19 protein-coding genes and 1 tRNA gene are annotated in these 23,282 nt (G+C 65.7%); 12 read left to right on the top strand and 8 right to left on the bottom strand.

Annotation, left to right across the window (positions count from 1 at the left end; genetic code table 11):
- Positions 1-76: 76 nt before the first annotated feature.
- The 8 genes from AC07RV_RS43780 to AC07RV_RS43745 all read left to right on the top strand — a co-directional run bounded on the left by AC07RV_RS43780 (position 77) and on the right by AC07RV_RS43745 (position 10,151).
- Positions 77-898, top strand: coding sequence for a MetQ/NlpA family ABC transporter substrate-binding protein (locus AC07RV_RS43780; RefSeq protein ID WP_093340251.1), 822 nt, complete (start codon positions 77-79; stop codon positions 896-898).
- 180 nt (positions 899-1,078) lie between these two features.
- Positions 1,079-2,183, top strand: a protein-coding gene (gene prfB / locus AC07RV_RS43775) for a peptide chain release factor 2 (protein WP_143129059.1) whose coding sequence is annotated in 2 segments (ribosomal slippage) — positions 1,079-1,159 and positions 1,161-2,183 — 1,104 coding nt in all. Because the reading frame shifts where the segments join, the coding sequence is not laid out codon by codon here.
- A 49-nt stretch (positions 2,184-2,232) separates the two neighbouring features.
- Complete coding sequence (locus AC07RV_RS43770; protein WP_296777737.1) at positions 2,233-2,919, top strand: HAD family hydrolase; 687 nt, start codon at positions 2,233-2,235, stop codon at positions 2,917-2,919.
- Entirely contained in the window at positions 2,903-5,620 is a 2,718-nt protein-coding gene (pepN, locus tag AC07RV_RS43765; protein ID WP_296777733.1) for an aminopeptidase N, read from the top strand. Before AC07RV_RS43770 ends, pepN begins: the two co-directional genes overlap by 17 nt.
- A 43-nt stretch (positions 5,621-5,663) precedes the next feature.
- Entirely contained in the window at positions 5,664-6,677 is a 1,014-nt protein-coding gene (locus AC07RV_RS43760) for a class 1 fructose-bisphosphatase (protein ID WP_296777730.1), read from the top strand.
- A 25-nt stretch (positions 6,678-6,702) separates the two neighbouring features.
- Positions 6,703-6,778 (top strand) — tRNA-Thr (locus AC07RV_RS43755).
- Positions 6,779-7,071: 293 nt separating this feature from the next.
- Positions 7,072-7,653: a GIY-YIG nuclease family protein gene (locus AC07RV_RS43750; RefSeq protein WP_296777727.1), complete on the top strand. Its 582-nt coding sequence runs from the start codon at positions 7,072-7,074 to the stop codon at positions 7,651-7,653.
- A 227-nt stretch (positions 7,654-7,880) separates the two neighbouring features.
- A complete protein-coding gene (locus AC07RV_RS43745; protein ID WP_296777725.1) occupies positions 7,881-10,151 on the top strand; it encodes an ATP-binding protein in 2,271 nt (756 codons plus the stop codon).
- A gap of 54 nt (positions 10,152-10,205) precedes the next feature.
- On the opposite strand, the gene AC07RV_RS43740 is transcribed toward AC07RV_RS43745, so the two are convergent.
- On the bottom strand, positions 10,206-10,631 hold the full coding sequence (locus tag AC07RV_RS43740) for a helix-turn-helix domain-containing protein (RefSeq protein ID WP_296777722.1): 426 nt from the start codon (positions 10,629-10,631) through the stop codon (positions 10,206-10,208).
- Here AC07RV_RS43740 and AC07RV_RS43735 point away from each other — a divergent pair.
- From AC07RV_RS43735 to AC07RV_RS43720, 4 genes are all read left to right on the top strand, one after another.
- Positions 10,533-11,528, top strand: coding sequence for a DNA cytosine methyltransferase (locus tag AC07RV_RS43735; protein ID WP_366928987.1), 996 nt, complete (start codon positions 10,533-10,535; stop codon positions 11,526-11,528). The two genes, AC07RV_RS43740 and AC07RV_RS43735, sit on opposite strands and share 99 nt — an antisense overlap.
- 98 nt (positions 11,529-11,626) lie before the next feature.
- Positions 11,627-12,217 (top strand): hypothetical protein, encoded by a 591-nt coding sequence (locus tag AC07RV_RS43730; protein WP_296777721.1) that lies wholly within the window; start codon positions 11,627-11,629, stop codon positions 12,215-12,217.
- Positions 12,218-12,222: 5 nt separating this feature from the next.
- Positions 12,223-12,777, top strand: a complete 555-nt coding sequence (locus AC07RV_RS43725) for a DNA/RNA helicase domain-containing protein (protein ID WP_296777719.1) — start codon at positions 12,223-12,225, stop codon at positions 12,775-12,777.
- A 118-nt stretch (positions 12,778-12,895) separates the two neighbouring features.
- Positions 12,896-13,231, top strand: coding sequence for a hypothetical protein (locus AC07RV_RS43720; RefSeq protein WP_296777717.1), 336 nt, complete (start codon positions 12,896-12,898; stop codon positions 13,229-13,231).
- Here AC07RV_RS43720 and AC07RV_RS43715 read toward each other — a convergent pair.
- From AC07RV_RS43715 to AC07RV_RS43685, 7 genes are all read right to left on the bottom strand, one after another.
- A complete protein-coding gene (locus tag AC07RV_RS43715) occupies positions 13,209-13,496 on the bottom strand; it encodes a hypothetical protein (RefSeq protein ID WP_256222279.1) in 288 nt (95 codons plus the stop codon). The two genes, AC07RV_RS43720 and AC07RV_RS43715, sit on opposite strands and share 23 nt — an antisense overlap.
- Before the next feature lie 228 nt (positions 13,497-13,724).
- The gene (locus AC07RV_RS43710) at positions 13,725-14,093 is read right to left on the bottom strand and encodes a hypothetical protein (protein ID WP_296777712.1); all 369 of its coding nucleotides are present in this window, start codon (positions 14,091-14,093) and stop codon (positions 13,725-13,727) included.
- 28 nt (positions 14,094-14,121) lie between these two features.
- On the bottom strand, positions 14,122-14,616 hold the full coding sequence (locus AC07RV_RS43705; RefSeq protein WP_296777710.1) for a hypothetical protein: 495 nt from the start codon (positions 14,614-14,616) through the stop codon (positions 14,122-14,124).
- Between the two features lie 26 nt (positions 14,617-14,642).
- Positions 14,643-19,181, bottom strand: coding sequence for an RHS repeat-associated core domain-containing protein (locus tag AC07RV_RS43700; protein ID WP_296777707.1), 4,539 nt, complete (start codon positions 19,179-19,181; stop codon positions 14,643-14,645).
- A 34-nt stretch (positions 19,182-19,215) separates the two neighbouring features.
- Positions 19,216-19,650, bottom strand: a complete 435-nt coding sequence (locus AC07RV_RS43695) for a DcrB-related protein (protein WP_296777704.1) — start codon at positions 19,648-19,650, stop codon at positions 19,216-19,218.
- A 16-nt stretch (positions 19,651-19,666) separates the two neighbouring features.
- Positions 19,667-19,993, bottom strand: coding sequence for a hypothetical protein (locus tag AC07RV_RS43690; protein ID WP_296777701.1), 327 nt, complete (start codon positions 19,991-19,993; stop codon positions 19,667-19,669).
- Between the two features lie 29 nt (positions 19,994-20,022).
- Positions 20,023-23,250 (bottom strand): type VI secretion system Vgr family protein, encoded by a 3,228-nt coding sequence (locus tag AC07RV_RS43685; protein WP_296777698.1) that lies wholly within the window; start codon positions 23,248-23,250, stop codon positions 20,023-20,025.
- Positions 23,251-23,282: the final 32 nt, after the last annotated feature.

The following is a 23,282-nucleotide window of genomic DNA, read 5'->3' as shown; positions in this document are numbered from 1 at the left end:
TTGGTTCGTTCCCATCGCGCCCGCCTGCTGCCACATTCGCGCCTTTCTTTTTCGAGCGCGCAGCGCCACCTCAACCATGCACAGCATCCTTCGCCGCCGCGGCCTCCTTGCCGCCACCCTGGCGGCTTCCCTCCTCGGCGGCATCGCCGGCGGCGCCCAGGCCCAGGACAACAAGAACACCGTCAAGGTCGGCATCTCGGTCGGCAACGCCGAGCAGATCTTCGAGGTGGTGAAGAAGGTCGCCGCCAAGGACGGCCTCACGGTTCAGGTCGTGGTCTTCAACGACTACCAGCTGCCCAATGCCGCGCTCGCGGCCGGCGACCTCGACGCCAACGCCTTCCAGCACCAGCCCTTCCTCGACAACCAGATCAAGGCGCGCGGCTTCGACCTCGTGCCCGTGGGCCTGACCATCACCGCGCCGCTGGGCTTCTATTCGAAGAAGCTCAAGAGCATCGACCAGCTGCCCGAGGGCGCCGCGGTCGGCATCCAGAACGACCCGTCGAACGGCAACCGCGCGCTGTTGCTGCTGCAGCAGGCCGGCCTGATCACGCTCAAGCCCGAGGCCGTGAAGAACAACACCGCCACCCCGCTCGACGTGGTGACCAACCCCAAGAAGCTCAAGCTGGTGCCGCTGGACGCCGCGCAACTCCCGCGCTCGCTCGACGACCTCGTGATCGCCGCCATCAACAACGACTACGCCGAGAAGGCCGGCCTCTCGTTCAACAAGGACGCCGTGATCAAGGAATCGCCCAAGGGCCCCTACGCCAACCTGATCGCCGTGCGCCGCGCCGACAAGGACAAGCCCTGGGCCAAGCGCCTGGTGGCGGCCTACCAGTCGCCCGAGGTCAAGAGCTTCATCGAGACGCAGTTCAAGGGCGCGCTGGTGCCCGCGTTCTGACGCCGCCGCTCCACGCCCTCCCGGCCCCCTGCGCGCGCCGCGCCCAGGGGGCTTTTCGCCTTTGGCGGCACCGGAATGGCACTCCCCATGGGGTCATCCGCCACCCGTGAGAAAATGGCGGGTTCCCTGGAGGGCACGCCCCCTCTTCCCCTCGCCAACCCACACAGTCAGGACCACCCCATGGACGCAGAACAAATCAACCAGATCGGCGCAACGCTTGCGGACCTGAGCGTGCGGACGGTGGATCTCCGGAGGTATCTTTGACTACGATGCCAAAGCCGAACGTCTGAGGACGGTCAACGCATCGCTCGAAGATCCCAACGTCTGGAACGACCCCAAGAAGGCCCAGGAACTGGGCAAGGAAAAGAAGTCGCTCGACGACGTCGTCGTCACGCTCGACCGCCTCACCAGCGGCCTGTCGGACAACACCGAGCTCTACGAGATGTCGAAGGAAGAAGGCGACGTCGACGGCCTGCAGGCCATCGCCGATGACGCCGCCACGCTCGAAGCCGACATCAAGCAGCTCGAGTTCCGCCGGATGTTCAACAACCCGGCCGACCCGCTGAACGCCTTCGTCGACATCCAGGCCGGCGCCGGCGGCACCGAGGCCTGCGACTGGGCCAGCATGCTGCTGCGCCAGTACACCAAGTACGCCGAGCGCAAGGGCTTCAAGATCCAGCTCGAGGACGAGACCCCGGGCGACACCGCCGGCATCAAGAGCGCGACCATCAAGGTCGAGGGCGACTACGCCTTCGGCCTGCTGCGCACCGAGACCGGCGTGCACCGCCTCGTGCGCAAGTCGCCGTTCGACTCCTCGGGCGGGCGCCACACCAGCTTCGCGAGCATCTTCGTCTACCCCGAGATCGACGACTCCATCGAGATCGAGATCAACCCGGCGGACGTGCGCACCGACACCTTCCGTGCCAGCGGCGCGGGCGGCCAGCACATCAACAAGACCGACTCGGCCGTGCGCCTCACGCACATCCCGACCGGCATCGTGGTGCAGTGCCAGGACGGCCGCAGCCAGCACAGCAACCGCGACGTGGCGTGGAAGCGCCTGCGTTCGCGCCTGTACGACCACGAGATGCGCAAGCGCCAGGAAGAGCAGCAGAAGCTCGAGGACAGCAAGACCGACGTGGGCTGGGGCCACCAGATCCGCAGCTACGTGCTGGACAACAGCCGCATCAAGGACCTGCGCACCAACGTCGAGATCTCGGCCACCCAGAAGGTGCTCGACGGTGACCTCGACGTGTTCATCGAAGCCTCGCTCAAGCAGGGCGTCTGATCCTGCCTCTTCCTTTTCGTCACCACCGCAACCACCCGCGCAGCCCCGCATGAACCTCAACGGCAAGGTCGAAGCCCTGATCTTCGACATGGACGGCACCATGATCGACTCCATGCCCTGGCATGCGCGCTCGTGGGTCGAGTTCGTGGCGCGCCACGGCCTGGTGCTCGACGTGAGCGACATCCTCGCGCGCACCACGGGCCGCACCGGCGCCGAGTGCATGCGCGAGTTGTTCGAGCGCGAGCTGTCCGACGCCGAGTGCCTGGCGCTGGTGCACGAGAAGGAAGAGATCTACCGCGCGATGTTCAGCGACAACTTCACCGAAGTCGCAGGCTTCACCGCCTTCGCCAGGGCCGCCGTCGCGCGCGGCCTGAAGGTGGCCGTGGGCACCGCGGGCGATCGCCACAACATCGAGTTCGCCATGTCGCGCCTGAAGATGGACCCGCTGCCGCTGGCCATCGTCGGCGGCGACGAAGGCTTCAGCGGCAAGCCCACGCCCGCCATCTTTCTCGAGGCCGCGCGCCGCATCGGCGTGGCGCCCGAACGCTGCATCGTGTTCGAGGACGCCCCCTTCGGCATCGAGGCCGCGCGCCGTGGCGGCATGCGCGCCGTGGCCGTGTGCAGCACCCACAGCGCCGCCGAACTCGCCGGCCCCCACGTGATCGCCGCCGTGCGCGACTACAACGAACTCGCCCATTCGAATTTTCTGGAGACCCTCGATGCCGTTGCTGCCTGATTTCAGCGGTGCCCAAGCCGCACCGAACGCCATCCGCCGCGAAGACTACGCACCGCCGGCCTTCTGGATCGACACCGTCGACCTCACTTTCGACCTCGACCCGGCCAAGACCCGCGTGCTCAACCGCATGCGCCTGCGCCGCAACCCCGACGTGCCGGCGCAGCCGCTGCGCCTGGACGGCGACGAGCTCAACCTCGCGCGCGTGCTGGTCAACGGCCAGGGCGCCTCGTTCCGCATGGAAGGCGACCAGCTCGTGCTCGACGGCCTGCCCGCCGCGGAAGAAGGCTCGTTCGAGCTCGAGCTCTTCACCACCTGCTGCCCCATCAAGAACACCAAGTTGATGGGCCTGTTCGTGAGCGAGGACACCTTCTTCACGCAGTGCGAGGCCGAGGGCTTCCGCCGCATCACCTACTTCCTCGACCGGCCCGACGTGATGGCGATGTACACCGTCACCCTGCGCGCCGCCAAGGCCGCCTACCCGGTGCTGCTGTCGAACGGCAACCTGGTCGAGCACGGCGACCTGCCCGAGGGCCGCCACTTCGCCAAGTGGGTCGACCCCTTCAAGAAGCCCAGCTACCTGTTCGCGCTGGTCGCGGGCAAGCTGGTGGCGCGCGAGCAGCGCATCAAGGCGCGCAGCGGCAAGGAACACCTGCTGCAGGTGTACGTGCGCGCCGGCGACCTCGACAAGACCGAGCACGCGATGAACTCGCTGATCAACTCGGTGCTGTGGGACGAGGCCCGCTTCGGCCTGCCGCTGGACCTCGACCGCTTCATGATCGTGGCCACCAGCGACTTCAACATGGGCGCCATGGAGAACAAGGGCCTGAACATCTTCAACACGAAGTACGTTCTGGCCAACCAGGCCACCGCCACCGACGCCGACTACAGCAACATCGAGAGCGTGGTCGGCCACGAGTACTTCCACAACTGGTCGGGCGACCGCGTGACCTGCCGCGACTGGTTCCAGCTCTCGCTGAAAGAAGGCCTCACCGTCTTCCGCGACCAGGAGTTCAGCCAGGACCTGTGCGCCGACGCCTCGGCGCGCGCCGTCAAGCGCATCGAAGACGTGCGCGTGCTGCGCACCGCCCAGTTCCCCGAAGACGCCGGCCCCATGGCCCACCCGGTGCGGCCCGACAGCTACATCGAGATCAGCAACTTCTACACCGTCACCATCTACGAGAAGGGTGCCGAGGTCGTTCGCATGATGCAGACCCTGGTGGGCCGCAAGGGCTTCGAGAAGGGCATCACCCTCTACTTCGAGCGCCACGACGGCCAGGCCGTGACCTGCGACGACTTCGCCCAGGCCATCGCCGACGCCAACCCCGACTCCGAACTCGCGCGCCTGCTGCCCCAGTTCAAGCGCTGGTACAGCCAGGCCGGCACTCCGCGCCTGAAGGCCAGCGGCGTGTACGACAGCGCCAACCGCAGCTACACCCTGAGCGTGCTGCAGAGCTGCCCGCCCACCCCGGGCCAGCCCAGCAAAGACCCGTTCGTCATTCCGCTCAACCTCGGCCTGCTCGACGCCAGCGGCCGCGAGCTGCCCGTGCAGCTCGAGGGCGAGGCCGAAGGCAGCGCCGGCACCCGCACCCTGGTGCTGTCGCGCGCCGGCGAGCAGTTCACCTTCACCAACCTCGACGCCGAGCCCGTGCCCTCGATCCTGCGCGGCTTCAGCGCGCCGGTGATCCTCGACTTCGAGTACAGCGACGCCCAGCTGCTGACCCTGCTGGCCAACGACCCCGATCCCTTCAACCGCTGGGAAGCCGGCCAGCGCCTGGGCCTGCGCGCCGCGCTGCAGGGCATCGCTGCCCTGGCCACCGACACCACCCCGGTGCTCGGCGAGGCCTACCTCGAGGCCATGCGCAGCGTGCTGCGCCATCCGCAGCTCGACCCGGCCTTCAAGGAGCTGGTGCTCACCCTGCCGTCGGAAACCTACATCGCCGAGCAGCTCGACGTGGTCGATCCGCAGCGCGTGCACCTCGTGCGCGAAGCCATGCGCGCCCAGCTCGCCACCGCCCTGTTCAGCGACTGGCAGCAGGCCTACGAGGCGCACCACGACACCGGCGCCTACAGCCCCGATCCGCTGAGCTCGGGCCGCCGCGCCCTGGCCGGCATGGCGCTCAACTTCCTGTGCCTGGCCGCGCGCTCGTCGGGCGACACCGTCTGGCCCGGCAAGACCCTGCAGCGCTTCAAGGACGCGGGCAACATGACCGACCGCTTCAACGCGCTCAACGCCCTCGTCTCCTCGGGCCACACCCTGGCCGCGCAGGCGCTCGCGCGCTTCCATGCCCTGTTCAAGAACGAGGCCCTGGTCATCGACAAGTGGTTCTCGCTGCAGGCCGGCGCCAGCGACCGCGGCGGCGACATCCTGCCGCTGGTGAAGCAGCTCATGAAGCACCCCGACTTCTCGCTGAAGAACCCCAACCGCGCGCGCAGCGTCATCTTCAGCTACTGCAGCGCCAACCCCGGTGCCTTCCACCGCCCCGACGCCGCCGGCTACGTGTTCTGGAGCGAGCGCGTCATCGAGCTCGACGCCCTCAACCCCCAGGTGGCCGCCCGCCTCGCGCGCGCCCTCGACCGCTGGAGCAAGCTCGCCGAGCCCTACCGCAGCGCCGCGCGCGAAGCCATCGCGCGCGTGGCCGCCAAGCCCGACCTGAGCAAGGACACCCACGAAGTCGTGACCCGCGCCCTGGCCGGCAGCTGATCCGCACCCAAGCAACGCATCGAAGAGAAACCGAAGAACCCTCATGGCTCAACAGAAGATTTCCCTCACCCGCTACCTCGTCGAACAGCAGCGCGCCGACGGCCTCATCCCCGGCCAGTTGCGGCTGCTGCTCGAAGTGGTTGCCCGTGCCTGCAAGAGCATCAGCCAGGCCGTCAACAAGGGCGCCCTGGGCGGCGTGCTCGGCACCGCCGAGAGCGAGAACGTGCAGGGCGAGATCCAGAAGAAGCTGGACATCATCGCCAACGAGGTGCTGATCGAGGCCAACGAATGGGGCGGCCACCTCGCCGCCATGGCCAGCGAGGAGATGGACAGCATCTACGTCGTGCCCAACCGCTACCCGCAGGGCGAGTACCTGCTCATGTTCGACCCGCTCGACGGCAGCAGCAACATCGACGTCAACGTCAGCATCGGCACCATCTTCAGCGTGCTCAAGAAGCCCGACGAGCACCCCGGCGTGCAGGAGGGCGACTTCCTCCAGGCCGGCACCCAGCAGGTGGCCGCCGGCTACTGCATCTACGGCCCGCAGACCACCCTCGTGCTGACCGTGGGCAACGGCGTCGCCATGTTCACCCTCGACCGCGAGCAGGGTAGCTTCGTGCTGACGCAGGAAGACATCCAGATTCCGCCCGACACCAAGGAATTCGCGATCAACATGAGCAACATGCGTCACTGGGACGAGCCCGTGAAGCGCTACATCGACGAATGCCTGGCCGGCAAGGAAGGCCCGCGCGGCAAGGACTTCAACATGCGCTGGATCGCCAGCATGGTGGCCGACGTGCACCGCATCCTGATGCGCGGCGGCGTGTTCATGTACCCGTGGGACAAGCGCGAGCCCGAAAAGGCCGGCAAGCTGCGCCTGATGTACGAGGCCAACCCCATGAGCTGGCTGGTGGAACAGGCCGGCGGCGCCGCCACCAACGGCAAGCAGCGCATCCTCGACCTGCAGCCCACCAAGCTGCACGAGCGCGTCAGCGTGATGTTGGGTTCGCGAAACGAAGTCGAGCGTTTGACCCAGTACCACGCTCAAAAGCCCTGAAAACCTCGTTATAATCGAAGGCTTCGCCGGTGTAGCTCAGTCGGTAGAGCAGCTCATTCGTAATGAGAAGGTCGGGTGTTCGATTCATCTCTCCGGCACCAAAAAAAAGGGAACTCCCCTCTGAAAGCCGCCCCTCGGGGCGGCTTTTTGTTGTCTGTCGATTTCCCGCGATTTCCCGATTTTTTCCCTCCTTGCTTGTGCCAAATTTGTGCCGGCTTTTTGGAGCAAATCGGAGAGCGCGAGCCCGTCGCTCGCGGGGCAACCGCTTGAAGATGACAATCTCCCGTCAGTTCGATGAAGCGCGGGCTTGTGGAAGCCCGATGCGGCCCGAATGTCCGGCCACCTAAAGAGCTGGTCTAAGACCGGTCTGTCAGCTCGGAGATTGCACAAGCTTATGTCTCTCGATACCTCTTACTACGTGTACGCCCTCAAGGACCCCCGGGAGTCACCGGCTCTGCCCTTCTATATTGGCAAGGGAACGGGCACGCGATCACACGATCACCTCGTCAAGCCCGACGATTCGCGGAAAGGCTCGAAGATCAAGGAAATTGAGGCAGCCGGGCATCATGTCCTTGTTGCTCGCTTGGTTGACTCGCTAACTGAGCCCCAGGCCATCCGACTTGAAGCCGAGCTGATCGCATCGTTTGGCACCGTCGATACAGGTGGACGCCTGCTCAACAACGTTCTTCCTTCGGGCCTCTCGAAGAAGGTGCGCACAGCAGTCGTAATCCCCTCGGGCGTCAAAGAGAAAGCGCAAATCGCGCTCGCACTGCTGAAAGATGCCGTACTTGAGCTTGCACGGGCCAATCCGACCGGAATTTCGAATTCAGATGCTGCCAGCCTTCTTGGCCTTCGCAGCGACTATGGTGGCGGCTCAAAGGATTACCTCTCATATAGCGTGCTCGGCATCCTTATGCGTGAAGGCAAACTTGAGCGCTCAGTCGGTAATAGGAAGCATGTCGCACGCGTTCAGTGACCAGTCAAGGTTGTTCGGGCCGTCACGCCAGGCGAAGTAGTTGGCGCGCCTGCGCCCTGCTGAGAACCCATCACACTTCGCTGTAGGATGCCCCACTCGCCATGGGGCAGGCACGCCTGCGCCCGCTGCGTTGTCATCACGCGGCAGGATGCTGCACTCGGGTTTAACACAATCGCGCAACGCCCTTCATCGGGATCAACTACGGCGGCGAAAAGGGGAGATTCATAGTGACGACAATCCAAAAACCTGACGAATTCAATCTGGCTATTCAAGGGGGCATGTTGGAGGCCCTCGGCATCAACATGTATACGACGCTGGGCAAGTGCCTCGTCGAGTTCGTGGCGAATGCCTACGACAGCAATGCCCCGAAGGTCGAGATCACCATTCCATTTGATGAAATCGAGGCACAACGGCTCGCCCTGAAAGAAGCGGACAAGAAGGCGAAGGCTGAAGCGAAGAAAGCTGACGCGGAAGCAAAGAAGGCCAGCACTGATGCACCATCGAGTACGCCTACGGCGTCCGAGGCGTCTTCCGCGGCGGCATCTGGCACGAGCATCGCGCCTCCGGATGTGTCGCTCTATAAGAAGACTCTGCCCGGCGAACTGTCCATCGAGATTCGCGACTATGGCCACGGCATGAGCCCTGCCGACGTTGCCCAAAAGTTTCTGCCAATTAACCGGCATCGTCGAGCAGACGCGGCCGGCCAAGAAACAAATCTCAAATCCGAAGGCGGGAAACGCGCAGTGATGGGCCGCAAGGGCCTAGGCAAGCTCGCCGGCTTCGGAATCGCCGGCCAAGTCATTGTCAAGACCAAGCGTGCTGGCGATAACTTCGCCACGATCTTCACGCTTGATTCTGTCAAGTTGGCTGACGCCCCGAACCTTGGCGAGATCAAGATTCCGGCCACCTATGAGGACGACCCCGACCAGGACGCATCAGGAACAACGATTACGCTCAAGGGCCTCAAGCCAGACGCCGTGCGCTCGTCGGCAGACAAGATCATTGCGACGCTCGCCGAAGCCTTCTACGGCATCGAGCCCGAGGACTTTCTTATCTCGTTGAACGGCACTCCAGTTGCGCCGCAAGTGGTGGAGTTCGACTTCGTATTTCCCGAGACGGCAGCCACTTCCGGCAAGCTCGTCTCTGACTTTGTCAATATTCCGGACGTCGGCACCCTCCCCATTCAGTACGCAGTGAGGTTTCGCAAGCCTGGTCAGCATTTGCCAGCCGGAAAGCGCGGTGCCCGAATTTATTGCAACAAGCGGCTTGCTGCGGGGCCATCGCTGTTCAAGCTCGGCACGGGCATGCACAACTTCCACGCCCAGGACTACCTGGAATGTGTTGTCGTTGCCGACACCCTGGATCAGCTCGGTGTTGATTTCGTGAACACCAATCGCACACAGCTTCGAGAAGACAATGACGTAGTCGAAGCAATCTTGTCCCATGTATCCGACCTGATGAAGACCGCACTTGCGGCACATGCAAAACATCGGGAAGCGAAGGTCGACGCGGAGATCAAGGCCAACGAAGAAGGTTCTCGGATGAACAAGATCATCGAGCACCTCCCCAAGCGTAGCCGTGCACCAGCGGGCAAACTTTTGCGCACCATCGCATTGCGCCATGGCATCGAAAGCCTTGAGTTCAAGGAATTGGCGCCGCTAGTCGTCAATTCTGTCAATGCCGGCGAAGTCCTGATCCGACTAATCGAACTGCAGACTGACCCGAAAACCGTCCACCAGGTCGCGAGCGAATTGCTGGAACTTGCTGACATCGAACGTAGCGACGCCCTCAAGCTCTATCGCGGCAGAAAGTCCGGAATCATCAGCTTGCGCAAGCTGATCGAGAAGGGCGAGGACCTATGGAAGCAGAAAGGCATCGAGGCCGAACTGCATCAACTATTCAAGAACGAGCCTTGGCTGATTAAGCCGGAATATTCGAAGTATCTAACCAGTGACGAGGACCTGAACAAGCTGGCCAGCAAGCTCGCCAAGCTGCTCAAAGTCGACACATATTCAGCGCTGGAGGATGACGCCGGCAAGAAGGGGCTTGACCGACCTGACCTTGTGTTCGTCATGTCGGATACGGCATCACCGCATGTCGTCACCATCGTGGAGTTCAAGTCGCCCACGATTCCTCTGACTGCGGACCATCTGGCGCAATTGAAGGGTTATATGCGCCGCGTCGAAGCGTTCATTGAAAGCGAACTAAAACAGAAGGTCACAGTCCACGGCTACCTGATTGGAGCGATGCCTGACCCGAACACAAAGGCCACAGGAGAATTAGATTTGCTCTATTCCATCGACCGCGAATGGACAGCCCAAACAGCCTGGGAGGTACTAGGCCTTGAGCATCTATTGCAGCGTGCCCAGACGATTCATTCCGACGCTATTGACGCGTTCGAGCGCGAACTGAAAGAGACCGAGGCGGACGCTGCCGTTGCCTCACCGCCCACACCAGCCGCAGCGCCCATGGAACCCATCGTCATCGACATCAAGTAACCGAACAGTTCTTGTCAGAGAACGTGGAGCGGCCGCACCAAGGCCGGGCAGAGGTCAGCGCCCAGGAAGGCACTGAATGAGTTTTGCAACGGCTTGGCGCGCGGCAGCCATCTGATCGCCGCTCAGCCGAGTCTTGACCAGCGCCACCAACTCATCGGGACTCACACTTCCCGGTCGCATTTGAAGCAGATTCATACAGTGAATCAAAATTACAGCAGGGGGCGACACGTCCCCACGCTCGTACTTACAAACGAGAGATTGCGCCGTACCTAAACGCGCAGCGAATGTCCGCTGACTCTCTCCCATACAGGTACGAGCCTCCAAAACGATGTTGGCAGCCTCCATGGGCTTTACTTGTTGCATGCCTGAAGCATAGGGCATATGATTCATTTTGTGAATCATCATGCCCCACTTCGCTCGATCGAACTCTTCGCAGGCGCAGGATTGCTGGGCCACGCATTTCGAGAGTTCGGGTTTCATGCCCGCTTGGCCGTCGAAGCAGACGCACGCGCACGCGCCAGCTATGCAGCGAACGTGGGCGCAGATGCTATGCACACAGATGCCAGGGAAGTTTGCAAGGACATCCCATGCAGCATTTTGCTTGCAGGCCCCCCTTGCCAGGGTTTCAGCACACTAGGGAAACGCGATCATTTCGACGAGCGGAACTCTCTCTCTCTCTGCGTCGCTGATTGGGCTGCATCCAGCAAGCCGGATGTCGTAGTTGTCGAGAACGTGCCACCATTCTTGGAATCCCGCTACTGGGAGACACTGCGGCGCCGGATGCATCGCCAAGGCTACAAGTCCACGCATTGGGTGCTGAATTCAGCGGACTTCGGCGCACCTCAGCTACGCGTGCGAGCCTTCGCAATCTTCTCGCGCATCGGCCTTCCTGAACGCCCAACCCCGACGGCGAAGCGTCATCGAACGGTGCGCGAAGCGTTCGATGGCCTCCCCGCGAAGCCTAGCGGTCAGGATCTCCACGTCGCCCCACCCCCAGGGGACCTCGCGCTAGCACGCTTCAAAGTCATTCCTCGGAACGGAGACAAGCGTGACGTGATGCGCAACGCACCTGAACTCTGTCCGCCTTCGTGGCTCCGAATGGGTGCGCAGGCAACCGACGTATGGGGACGTATGGAACTGGACGCACCCGCCAATACTTTGCGCTGCTCCTTCCAGAATGCATCAAAGGGCCGATACGTTCATCCGACAGAGCATCGCGTTTTGACGCTGCGGGAAGGCGCCCGCTTGCAAGGCATTCCCGACGAGTGGCAGTTCTTTGGCGACAGATCCTCAATCGCTCGTCAGATCGGGAATGGCGTGCCTCTCGCTCTCGGCCGCGCTGTCGCGGACGCCGTTTCCAAGCTATTCAAGCAATAGAGATGCGAAGCCATCGGAGTGGCTTGCAAGGATCATCCCATGGGCACATGGTTCGATTTATCGAACCGTACCCAATACTGGGTCTGAGGAGATGAAGAATGTCGATCTTGAGCTACCTAAATGGGATCACTACAAACAGTTTCTGGATGTATGTCAGTGCCGCGCTCGCACTGATGCTGGTTGGTGGGAAGCTTGTCGCGGCAATAGCAAAAACGCTGAAAATCAGCATCGATTTTCTTCGTAGCGAGCAACTTGCTTGGATGGTTGAGAAAGGTCGAAAATTGACTGCCTCCATCTCGCGCGATTTCACGAAAACAGTAAGCTATGCACGACCAAAGGCAGGCCGAAAGATCAAGCTCAACGGCGCAATCGGCAACTCGATCCTGTACTACCTCTTCTCTGGGCTACTTTTTCTTGCATGGCTGGGACTGCTGGCCAGCGCAGCGATCAATTTGCATCATTTGAAAGGATGGATTTTGATCGTTCTTGCGGCAGCTACCGTAACCATTGTTCCCGCCGCACTCTACTTCGCCGGTCTCGCCATCAAAGAGCAAGCGATGGCCAAACGCATCTGGCAACAATGTCGCGCGGAGGGACTGCGTGCCTACATGGCACTGGTTGCGACGCCAACTACGCTTATCGGCCTGGCCTTGATCATCACCGCCCTGCAGCAGTGGGGCGGAACCTGACCTCCGTGAAAACAAGACTCTCGCGAATACGAGAGTCAATTTCCGATTCTTCGATACCCGGCACGCTCCACGCCGCCATCGAGCAAAAGAACTCGACGAATGCCGCCCGCGTGGTTGCCGGCTACTGCTGGCCTTGGACCAGCAAGAAGAGCCCGCAATCCTTCGACATCGTGATCGGCTCGGACTACCGCAGGCGCTGGAACCTGGATGTCGATGGCAGCTTGTGGATCGTCGCGCCCAACTCGATCAACGAAGTCGGCTGCATCCATACCTGCCAAGGCCTCGAAGTCGAGTACATCGGCGTGATCATCGGCCCCGACCTCATCGTGCGAGATGGCGAAATCGTCACCGTGCCTGAAGCGCGGGACCGTCACGACAAGACGTTGCGCGGCTACAAGACACAGGTGAAAGCCACGCCCGAAAAGGCCAAGGCCTTGGCTGCTCTGATCATCAAGAACACCTACCGTACGCTCATGACGCGTGGCATGAAGGGCTGCTACATCTACTGCAGCGACGCCGAGACGACTGAATACTTTAGATCTCGAATTTCCAGACACTGAAGGCGTTTGCTTGACCCGTATGGAGGCGGGCAACAAATGTCAATCACCCGGAGTGACGTTCACCTCCCGCCCTCGCCCTCCTACGATCCCCCCAAGCAAAGGGGCCAAGAGGATCGAAATGCCACAGTACTGCGTCAACAAGACCGCACAACTCAATGGCGACCATGAGGTACACGCACAGGGGTGCATTTTTTGGCCGCATCCGGTGAACACGCTGTCGCTCGACTGGCACGAGGACTGCCGTTCGGCGATGCAGACGGCGCGGGCGTTCTATCGGCAGGTCAACGGCTGCCGCTACTGCTCGCCGGCCTGCCACACGGGGCCGCGCGCGTCGAACGACGACATCGGGCCGATCAGCTATCGCGGCGCATCCAAAGAAGAAGATTCGGGGCCGGAATTTCTCTCGGCCCACTCGCTGCGCTTGCGCGAGATCAAGCAGCGCCTGGGCTGCTGAATGCGCCCGGGCCGCGCAGCACCTGAGGCGCCACCTCCTGCAGCAGGTCTTCGGCGTCGCGCGTGAGGTCCGAGGCGATCCACATCATCATGTCGCGCCGCCTCGGGCCTATTTCCTCGAACCAGTCGCTGCCCATGCCGTAGCAACTGCTCAGCAGCGCGTGCAACTGGGACAACTTGTTCTCGAGTAGATCGAATGCATCCGGCGTGGTGGGCGGGATGAACGCGGAGGGCGCGGGGGCGCCGGCCATAATCTCTTCAGCCATTTGGTGTGCTCGCTTTCCAAAGATTTGCACGTCACTTGGTTAGACGGCCGGGGTGTTAGCGCACCTCGGCCGTCGCCTTTTGTGCCTCGCCTTCGCGCTTGCCAGGGATGCTTGCGCGGGGCGTGGCCCCTTGGAATGTAGGGAGAGAACGAGGGATCGGCTAGGCCCTTGGGGTGAACAATTGTGGACCCGGCGATTTGGTTGGCGCGGTCGTGACAAGCGCGCAGCTCAGCCCGACATCAACGCCCGAAACCGCTCGAAGTAGTCTCCACTCCACCGCCCATAAACCTCCGCATCGAGGTTCTCGATCTTGTAGAGATCGTTCGCATCGAAGTGCGAGAACAGGCAGCGTAGCGTGCCCAGCATCACCCAGTGCGCGAGCCTGCGGTCCTCGGGGCTCACCGCGTCCTGCCCCAGCACGCATTCGATGTCGGCGATGAGCGGCACGAGCAGCGCCTCGTCGAACACGCGGTCCTCGAACAGCGCGTGGCAGAAGGTGCCTTCGATCTCTTCGTTCTTGTTGTTGCGCAGGTTCTCGCGCGCGACCTCGACGGTTCGGCCCGATCCACTCGGCGGCTTGCCTGTGTCGGAGCTCACTTCGCTTCAGCCAGGATACGCGCGGCGGTCATTCGGCGGCCTGCCACTCGACGATCCACGGATGCGCGCGCAGCTCGGGCGCCAGCCGCGCCAAGGCCTGCAGGAAGGCGTCGCGCACGCCGAGCAGCATGGTCTCGATGGCCTGCCCATCGAACGCCTCGACCTCGGGCACGGGCTGCCAGTCGGTGCGACTGACGCAGCGCACGGCATAAACCGAGCCTTGCGGCTGCAGCTCGAGCGTTCGCTCGATGCCTTGTTCGTAGAGGTCGATCTCGGCCTCCTCGCCGCTTCGCACGGCCCTCAACGCATCGGGCAGCTGTTCGAGAAACACGGCCAGATCGGTGCGCACATCCACGGGCCAGCGATCCTGGCCGAAGCCGGCGATCAGAAACTCCGCATGCCCCTCGAGCGCCTCGCAGGCATCCGCGAGGATCGAGCGCACGTCGTCGTCGTTCGGGTCGTAGGTGCGAGCCGCCAGCGCGCCTGGCGGCAGGTCGGGCGCCACTCTGAGTTCGATATGCATCGGGCGAATCTCTTTGCTTCCAGCGTTCATTCGACGGGAAAGGCGGTGCGTATCGCGTCGCCTCGGGGCACGACCATAGCCCATTGGGCCGGCACGACGGAACCATCGGGCCGGATCACCTGCCCCATGCCTTCGGGGATGGCGATGCGCGTGGGTTCGGTGGCCTTCACGCCGGACAGCAGCTCGGCGGCCGCGGCGTTGTCGCGCCACTGGCCTTGCGACTGCCCGGTGCCGCGCGCGCGGTCGGTGAGCTGCTTGGCGATCTTCGCGCCGGCACCGTGGCGCGAGAAGGCGTGGCCGAACTGCTTGACGCTCTTCCAGTTGATCTTCTGGTCGCCGCAGCTCCACCCCCACGGATCGATCCACGACACCGGATTCGGCGCATACAGATGCAGGTTCGCCCCACCCGCCAGCCCGATCGGATCGGGGCTGATGAAGCGGCCGATGTCGGGATCGTAGAAGCGGAAGGTGTTGTAGTGCAGGCCGGTGTCGCGGTCGAGGTATTGGCCCTGAAAACGCAGGTTCTGCTCGGCCAGCGATACGTGTCCCTCGTCGCCATGCGCCGCCGCCCGCAGCACGGGGCGGCCGTCGAGGGTGCTGGCCTCCCAGTGCTCCGACACGGTGGCGCCCCAGGTGCGGTAGCTGGCGCGCCAGCGCAGGGTGCCGTCGGGGCCGCTCAGTTCCTCGGGCAGGCCGGCCTGGTTGGTGTGGAAGTGGCAGATCTCGCAGCGGCTCGTGTTGTGCGCGTCGCCGCCCTCCCCGTTCGATGCCGGTGCGCGCTCCTCGATCCGGGCCATGGGCGCGTGGCTGCCGGGCTCGTAGACGTAGCTCAGCACCTGAGCGCCGCGCCGCTCCTCGATGAGCTGCATGCCTTCCCAGATGAAGCGCGTGCTGCCGAAGGCGTCGTGGCGCGCGACGCGGCGGCCCAGGGCGTCGTAGTCGAAGCGGGTGGTCTGGGTGGTGGCGTGCTCGGTGCCGGGGCGGCGCGTGGTGCGCACGGCGACGAGGCGGCTCTCGTCGTCCCACTCGAAATGCTGCTCGGTGTGGCGACCCGCGCGCTTGCGCACGAGCCGGCCATGGCCGTCGTAGCTGTAGCGCTTGTCCTCGAACACCCGCACGAGGTTGTCGTGCACCCGGCCGCCGACGGCGCCTTGCGCGGCCTCGTTCGCGAGCGAGGCATCGAGCAGGTTGCCGGCGGGGTCGTAGGCAAAGCGCTCGTGGCTGGCGGCGCCGCGCGGCGCCTGCGCACCCGTGCCCAGGGGCACGCGCACGCTCTCCTCAATGCGGCTGGTGGCGTCGTAGCGGTGGGCGAAGGCGCCCTGCAGCGAATGGCGGCCGCGGCGCAGCTCGCCGACGGGGTCGTAGCCGTAGTCCTTCGCGAGACCGTCGAGCGCTCCGGCCTCGGGCGTGCCGGCGCGCTCGAGGGCCTGGCGCCAAGCCGGGTCGTTGGGCGTGAAGGCGGCCGCCAGCGACGAGGGGCGGCACCATGCGGCCGCGCGACGCCCGAGCGGATCGAGCGCGAAGCGGGTCGACAGCGCACCCTGGCTGCGCGCGATCTCGCGGTGCAGGTCGTCGCGCTCGATGTCGCTCACGAGCTGGTGCAGCGCCGGCGCATCGCCGTGCTGGCGCGAGACGTTGACCTGGTGCAGGTGGCCCGAGCCGTAGTGCAGGTAGTTGAAGGCGCGCACGGTGTCGCGGTCGCCCGCGAGCGCGGGCAGCTCGGTGCGCGTGCGGTTGCCGAGCGCGTCGTGCTCGTGCCGCAGCGTGTGTTGCTCGCCGGTGCACTCGTCGATGGCGGTCTCGCTCGTCAGTTGGCCGAGCAGGTCGTAGGTGAAGCGCGTGCGGTGCAGCGGCTGCAACGCGGTGGCGTCGCCGGTGCCCGTCACCTCGAGCTTCAGCGCCTCGACGAGGCGGTCGCGCAGGTCGTAGCGATAGCGGTAGTGGTGGCTCGCGGTGCGCTTCTCGATCAGGCGGCCGACGGCATCGCGAACGAGCTCGGTGCGCAGCGGCTGCGCGCCCTGCGGCGGGGCCTCGCCCTGTGCACCGGCATCGCGCGGCTTCAGGTCGTCGTCGCCGATGCCCGGAAAGTGCGTGATGGCCACGGGCCGGCCATTGGCGTCGTAGGCGATGCGCACGCGCGTGCCGCCCACGCGGCGCTCCTCCACGATGCGGTCGGCGCGGTCGCGCACGAACTCGAAGCGCAGGCCGTTCTCGTTGACCAGCGCCTGCAGCCGCCCCGCGCTGTCGCGCTGCCAGGCGAAGCGCCGGCCCTCGGCGTCCTGGCGCCACAGCGGCTCGCCGCGCGCATCGAGCGCGAAGCGGGTGGCGCGACTCAGCGCATCGGTGGCGCCGACCAGGTGGCCGGCGGCGTCGCGCTCGAAGCCCTGGTGGCTGCCGTCGGGCAGCGACACCGCGAGCAGCCGGCCCATGGCATCGTGCGTGAGCCGGGTCTGCTGGCCGGCGGCATCGGTCACGGTCTTCAGGTGGCCCCAGCCGTCGTAGTCGTAGCGCGTGGTCTTGCCCGAGCAGTCGGTGAAGGCGACGAGCAGCGCGCGCTCGTTCCAGCGCAGGCGGTTGTGGCCGCCGTGCGCATCGGTCACGAGGATGGGCAGGCCGCGCCGGTCGTGGCTGTAGCTGCGGGTCCGGCCCAGCGGATCGGTCTCGCGCACGAGGTTGCCCTCGTCGCTATAGGCGTAGACGTGGGCGCTGCCGTCGGCCTCGGTTTCGCGCCAGGGCAGGCCGAAGTCGGTCCAGCCGATGCCGCGGGTGCGGCCCAGCGCGTCGATGCGGCTGCTGGGAAATCCCTGCGCGTCGTAGTCGCAGCGCGTGGTGGCGCCGTCGGGCTCGGTGATGGCGACGAGCTGGCGCAGCGCGTTGTAGCGGGCGCGCCAGTACTGGCCCTCGGCATTGGTGTAGCCGAGGATCTGGTGTTCGTCGTTCCACTGCCAGGTGAAGCCGCGGCCGAGCTGGTCGACGACATGGGTCTCGCCGACGGCCACGCCGGGGTCGTCGAGCGGCGGCGCGTCGTCGGGCCGCAGCCGCAGGTAGCGGACCTCGTGACGCTCGCCGTCGCTGGTCCAGTGGCGCGCCACGCGGGCCTCGGCGCCCGTGCCGGTCCATTCGTAGCGGCACTCGCGGCCGGCGGCGTCGGCATGCAGGCACATGAGGCCCTGCGCGTCGTACGCGAAGCGCCGCGCCACCACGCCGTTGCGGTCGGTCACCTCGGCCAGGCGGCCGTGGTCGTCGTGGCGGTAGCGCACCAGCAGGCCCGGCGATTCGCCCGGCGCGCCGACGGCGATGCGCACGGCATCGAGCCGCGGGCTCTCGCCGATGTAGTCGAGTGCGAGCAGGCGGCCGGTGCCGTCGGTCATCGCGACGAGGCGGCCCAGCGCATCGTGGCGCAGGTCGATGAAGTTGCCGTTGCGGTCTTCCACGCGCGCGAGCTTCAGCAGTTGGCCGTTGCGCGCTGCGTCGGCCGGCGGTTCGAACAGGTAGAAGAGCCCGCCCGGCACGTGGATGAAGTAGTGGCCGCCCTCGCTGCGGCAGAGGTCCAACCCTTCGCGCAGGCACAGCTGGCGCGATCCCGGCTCGAGATCGGGCAGCTCGACCTCGCGCCCCTGCGTGTCGATCAGCACCACCACGGGCTCGCCCGTGGCGCCGACATCGAGCCGCAGTTGCGAGCCATAGGGCAGGTTCCAGCCCTGCCCCAGCGCGCCGTCGCGCCGCAGGTCGTGGCTGCTGTAGAAGCGCTGCCATTCGATGGGCAGCGCGCCCGGCAGGCGGAAGTCGAGCTCGGCCTCGCCGCCGAGGAACTTGCCGCCCGTGGCCGCATGCACCGGGTTGCCGAAGGAACTCACCAGGCCATGGATGCCCATGCCCACGCCGATGGCGCCCTCGATCAGGCAGGGCAGCGCCTTGCGGCCCTGGCGCGCGAGCTTCGGCAGGCAGCGCAGGCCCTTGTAGATCATCACGAGGTTGAACACGGTCACGGCAATGCGCGAGATCAGCGGCACCTCGTCGGCCACCTCGCGCACGCGCGCGGTCGGCCCGCCGATGAAGACATTGGGCGAGCCTTCGCTGACCTTGGCGCCGCACTCGGTGTGGTCGTCCTTGCGCGAAGCCACGCCGCGGTTGATGAACACGGTCTCGGCGCCCTCGGCCAGCAGAATCTGCGGCGAGTCGCGCGAGCAGCTCACGGTGTCCATCGGAATGTCGGGCGAGGCGCGCGCCGCGCCCACGGCCTTGCTGTTGACGAACACGTCCGACGAGGCGCTGGTGATGGCGCCGGTCACGGTGAGCGTCTCGGGCACCAGCGCATCGGCGATCGATTCGCCGAGGCTCGCCCCCACGTAGCCGCCGGCCATGCGCGCGCCGACCACCACCGCGCCCGCAACCAGCGGCCCCGCGAGGCCGCCGGTACCGACCACGGCCGCCACGGCCACGCCGGCCGCGAAGCCCACGGCGATGCCGCCGATCAGTCCGCCGGCGAACTTGGCCCAGAAGCGCGCATGCGCGTTGGTGTGGGCAATGGGGTCGTGCAGGCGCGCTGCGGGTTGGCCGGGCATGGTCGATGGCGAGGCACGCAGGCGCGGTGCCGCGTCAGCCCCTGGGCTGGAAGCTCGCGAGCGTGCGCTGCCACAGCGCGAGCTCGCTCTCGCCGAAGGGCTCGGGACTGCTCGCGGTGAGGATCAGCACCGCGCGGCCGTCGGGCAGCTGGAACACGGCCTGCCGCTGGTGCAGCGCCTGGCCGTTCTGCTTGAAGCGGGTGGCGATCTCGATGGCCGCCAGGCTGCGCATCGCGGGGCCCACGCCGATGGGGTTGCGCGAGGTCTCCTGCAGCTGGCTCACCTGGCGCTTGAGGTCGTTCATCTGGCGTTCGACGAAGGCGGCCAGGGTCTCCTGCGCGCGCAATGCGTCGCGGCTCACGATGAAGGTGACGCCGCTGCCGTCGGGCATGGCGAGCACGTTCATCGAGCGGTCGATGCGGCCGTCGTCGGGGAGGTCGAAGTGGCCTTCTTGGATGTGATAGCGCATGAGTGTGCGGGCCGCTTCAGCGCGAAGGGCCAGGAATGGGGAAGGTCGACGGAGTCGATGGCGGCCGCAGCTTCTCGCGCAGTTGCACGGTGCGCGAATGCAGCACGCCGCGCCGCACCGCGATGGCCGACGACTCGCGGCCCTGCGCGGCCTCGATGTCGGCGAGCACCAGTGTCTGGCCGCTCGAGTCGATGGCGCGCGGCGAGAGGTAGTGGTCGCCAACGAGCTGCAGCGCGCGGTCGATGTGGCGACCGGCGGCGGACCAGTCCTGCCGCGCGATGGCTTCGTCGGCGGCGCGCAGCAGGGCTTCGGCCTCGTTGGCAAGGGCTTCGTCGTTGGGCATGGGGTGGTCGCTCGCTGCATTCATGCGTGTCAGGGCCACACGCGGTTGAGCACGCCGCCGTTGCCTTGGTAGTAGGCCAGGTTCAGCTTCTCGGCCGTCTCGCGCGCGGCGATGCGCGTCGCGGTGGGATAGCTCATGGGGCTGGCCGAGGGTTGGTTCACCAGTTCGTTGATCCGCGCGTTCTGTGCCTTGTTGAGCAGGTCGCTGTTGATGTTGGCGGGCGTCTGGGCGGTGCGCATGTACATGAACTGGTCGGCGCCGCTCTGGGCAACGATCACGTTCTGCTGCGTGTTGATCAGGTAGCCCGCGTCGCCGCCGCTCAGCGAGACACCGGTGTAGACGGTGTTGTTGGCGATCTGGGGATGCGAATGGAAGACGCCCAGCACCTCCTGGTTGCGCGACACGTCGAGGTCGGGCGCTGCGTGCGCGGACGTGCCCGACACCGGATTGACGAGCGAGAGCTCGCCCTGCCTGTTCGCCACCAGCGTGTTGGCCTGCTCGGTCGGCACGCCGTTGGGAAAGCTCTTGTTCCAGCGGTGCGTGAAGTCGCAGTTGAGTTCGCCGAGGTTCACCTGCGCGGGCGACATGTTCGGAGAACTCGGCACCGCGAGGGTAGCGGCGGTGGCCGGCGGCTCCTCGGCCACGGCCGGCGCGAAGGCCGGCTTCGCTACCCTGGTGCCGGGTGGCGGTGCCGCCGGCGCGGCGGCGCCTGGCACGGCCGGGGCGGAGACGGCTTCTTCCTCCGACTCGGGCGGCGCCGCACCCACCGGCGCCTCGCAGTTCAAAAAGATCTTCCCGCCCCGCTGATCCAGATCCTCCGTGAAGTTCACCAGCCCCTTCACGCCACTGATCCGGATCGTCCCGTCCTCGAGCAGCACGATCGACGACTTGCCGCAGATCAGCGAGATGCTGGTCTTGCCCATCACGAACACGTCCTGGTCCACCGCCTGCACCAGCACCGACTTGCGGCCCACGAGGTTGGCGTTGCTCTCGGTCGAGGTCACCGAGGCATCGCTCTTGGCGACGAGGTTGATCGCGCCCTCGCTCGCATGCGAGACGATGTCGCCGCCCGAGACCACGTTGACCTGCCCGCCCTTGGCGATCTGCGTCAGCATGCCGCCCGCCACCAGCTGCGTGAGCTGCGCGCCCGTGGTGAGCGTCATGGCCGACTGCGAGCGCATCGACACGCTCTGGCCCGAGCTCACGACGATGGGCTTGGGGCTGATCATGGTCTGGCCCTCGGGGCTCACGATCGAGACCACGGGCTTGTCGATCCTGCGCGAGAGGTCGAGCATGCGCTGCGCATCGGCCATGGCGGGGTCGGCATCGCCCGAGACACCGGCCTCGTCGGAAGCATCGCCTCCCGTCAGCGCGCTCACCGCCCGCGCCGCGCCGGCCAGTGACTGCACGCCCTGCGCCAGCCCCATGAGCTGCTGGCCCTTGCTCTTGGCCATGGCGCCGACCAGCGCCTTGGTGGCGGCGATGGCCTGCCCGGCCGACTGCATCAGCGCACCGCTCTGCGCGAGCGCGGCGCCCATGTGCTCGTGGCCATCGGGGTTGTCGCGCGACACGCGCTGCGTGAAGTCCTGCGTGTAGGTGGTCAGCAGCAGGCCCTTGTCGGCGCGGATCGAACCCCACTCGTTGGTGCGCAGCTCGAAGCCGTAGCTGCGCTGCACCTCCGAGCCCTGGTTCATCAGGTAGCCCATGTGCAGGTGGGTGGCGCCATGGTCGGTCGAGAGCTCGATGTGCTCGCTGCCGCGCTTGTCCTCGAAGCGCAGCATGTGCTTGCCGCCGCCGCCCTTGCTCCAGTGGGTCTGGATGCCCGACTGCGTCTTGTGGCGCGGCAGCTCCCAGGCCGGCATTTGCGCGGCGTTGTAGACGCAGCCGGTGACGATCGGGTGGTCGGGGTCGCCGTTGAGGAAGTCGACGATCACCTCCTGGCCGATGCGCGGGATCTGCATGCTGCCGTAGCCGCCGCCGGCCCAGGTCTGCGAAACGCGGATCCAGCACGAGGCGTTCTCGTCGCGCTGGCCGTAACGGTCCCAGTGGAACTGCACCTTGATGCGGCCGTACTCGTCGGTGTGGATCTCCTCGCCCGCGGGGCCCACCACCACGGCAGTCTGCGGGCCGGTGGTGCGCGGGCGCGGCGTGAGGCGCGGCACGCGATACGGGGCGCTGTCGGGCACCACCGCGAAGGCCTGGCGGTAGCTGGTGCTGCTGGTCGATTCGCCGTAGGCGGCACCGGCGGCGGCCACGCGCAGCGCGTTCTCCTGGAAGTCGTAGCTCGCGGCCTCGATCAGGTAGCGGCGGTTGTCCTCGGCGTTCGGATGGCGCGCGAGGTCGAACAGGTAGCCCGGCGCGATGTGGCGCAGGTTGCCTTCGGCCTCGATCGATTCGCGCCGGCCGGTCTGCTGCTCGAGCCGCAGCCGCGCGTAGTTCTCGCCGTCGCCGAGTTCGGTGTAGCCGCCGGGCCAGTCGTAGATCTCGTAGCTGTCGCGGCTGTGGCCCGCGGGCTGACGGCGCAGCGTGTCGATCTCGGCGTGGGGCTTTTTGAAGTCGTAGTCGTCGGTCGCGAAGTGGCCCGAGGCGATGTCCTCGGCGTGATGCCAGCTGTCGATGAAATCCTGCTCGAGGATCTGCGCCGCGAGCACGCCCGCGTGGTACGGCACCTTCACCGGGCCCGCGGGCAGCGGCGCATGCGAGCCCGGGCCGTCGCACAGCACGAGCTGGTGGCTGCCCCTGGCATGCGCGAAGAAGTAGTAGATGCCCTCGGACTCCATGAGCCGGCTCACGAAATCGAAGTCGGTCTCGCCGTACTGCACGCAGTAGTCCCAGCTGCGGTAGCTGCCGCTCAGCCGCGCATCGATGCCGAAGCCGTAAGGCGCGAGCACCTCCTGCACGATGTCGGGCACGGACTTGAACTGGAAGATCTTGAAATCCGAGCGCCGCGTGGCATACCAGAGCCAGGGGCGCAGCTGGGCTTCGTAGACATGCATGTCGCCGTCGTCCTTGCCCACGCGCGCGAAGCGCGTGACCTGCCCGCTGATGAAGCGCTGGCCCGCGCCGCCGAGCTCGGTGGCGAGGTTGACCTCGATCGTCATGTCCTCGCCGAGCATCTGCCTGGCGGAGATGCCGGGCAGCTCGCTGACCAGCCGCACGCGCGATTCGAACAGCGTGGAGATGCGCTCCTGCCCCGTCATCGAACGGAACTTGAGGCGCTCGCCCAGCGCGCTGTGGGCGATGAAGCTGCGGGTCATGGGGCCGGGGACTCAGCGACGAAGCGGATGCA

It is taken from the genome of Variovorax sp. GW821-FHT09B01 (genome assembly GCF_059418345.1).
Note: the sequence above shows the minus strand (reverse complement) of the source record. Positions and strands in the feature narration are given on the sequence as shown.

Coding starts and splice junctions, on each gene's coding strand:
- AC07RV_RS43780 (WP_093340251.1), top strand. CDS start 77: ATGCACAGCATCCTTCGCCGCCGCGGCCTCCTTGCCGCCACCCTGGCG.
- AC07RV_RS43770 (WP_296777737.1), top strand. CDS start 2,233: ATGAACCTCAACGGCAAGGTCGAAGCCCTGATCTTCGACATGGACGGC.
- pepN (WP_296777733.1), top strand. CDS start 2,903: ATGCCGTTGCTGCCTGATTTCAGCGGTGCCCAAGCCGCACCGAACGCC.
- AC07RV_RS43760 (WP_296777730.1), top strand. CDS start 5,664: ATGGCTCAACAGAAGATTTCCCTCACCCGCTACCTCGTCGAACAGCAG.
- AC07RV_RS43750 (WP_296777727.1), top strand. CDS start 7,072: ATGTCTCTCGATACCTCTTACTACGTGTACGCCCTCAAGGACCCCCGG.
- AC07RV_RS43735 (WP_366928987.1), top strand. CDS start 10,533: ATGATTCATTTTGTGAATCATCATGCCCCACTTCGCTCGATCGAACTC.
- AC07RV_RS43740 (WP_296777722.1), bottom strand. CDS start 10,631: ATGAAACCCGAACTCTCGAAATGCGTGGCCCAGCAATCCTGCGCCTGC.
- AC07RV_RS43730 (WP_296777721.1), top strand. CDS start 11,627: ATGTCGATCTTGAGCTACCTAAATGGGATCACTACAAACAGTTTCTGG.
- AC07RV_RS43720 (WP_296777717.1), top strand. CDS start 12,896: ATGCCACAGTACTGCGTCAACAAGACCGCACAACTCAATGGCGACCAT.
- AC07RV_RS43715 (WP_256222279.1), bottom strand. CDS start 13,496: ATGGCTGAAGAGATTATGGCCGGCGCCCCCGCGCCCTCCGCGTTCATC.
- AC07RV_RS43705 (WP_296777710.1), bottom strand. CDS start 14,616: ATGCATATCGAACTCAGAGTGGCGCCCGACCTGCCGCCAGGCGCGCTG.
- AC07RV_RS43700 (WP_296777707.1), bottom strand. CDS start 19,181: ATGCCCGGCCAACCCGCAGCGCGCCTGCACGACCCCATTGCCCACACC.
- AC07RV_RS43695 (WP_296777704.1), bottom strand. CDS start 19,650: ATGCGCTATCACATCCAAGAAGGCCACTTCGACCTCCCCGACGACGGC.
- AC07RV_RS43690 (WP_296777701.1), bottom strand. CDS start 19,993: ATGCCCAACGACGAAGCCCTTGCCAACGAGGCCGAAGCCCTGCTGCGC.
- AC07RV_RS43685 (WP_296777698.1), bottom strand. CDS start 23,250: ATGACCCGCAGCTTCATCGCCCACAGCGCGCTGGGCGAGCGCCTCAAG.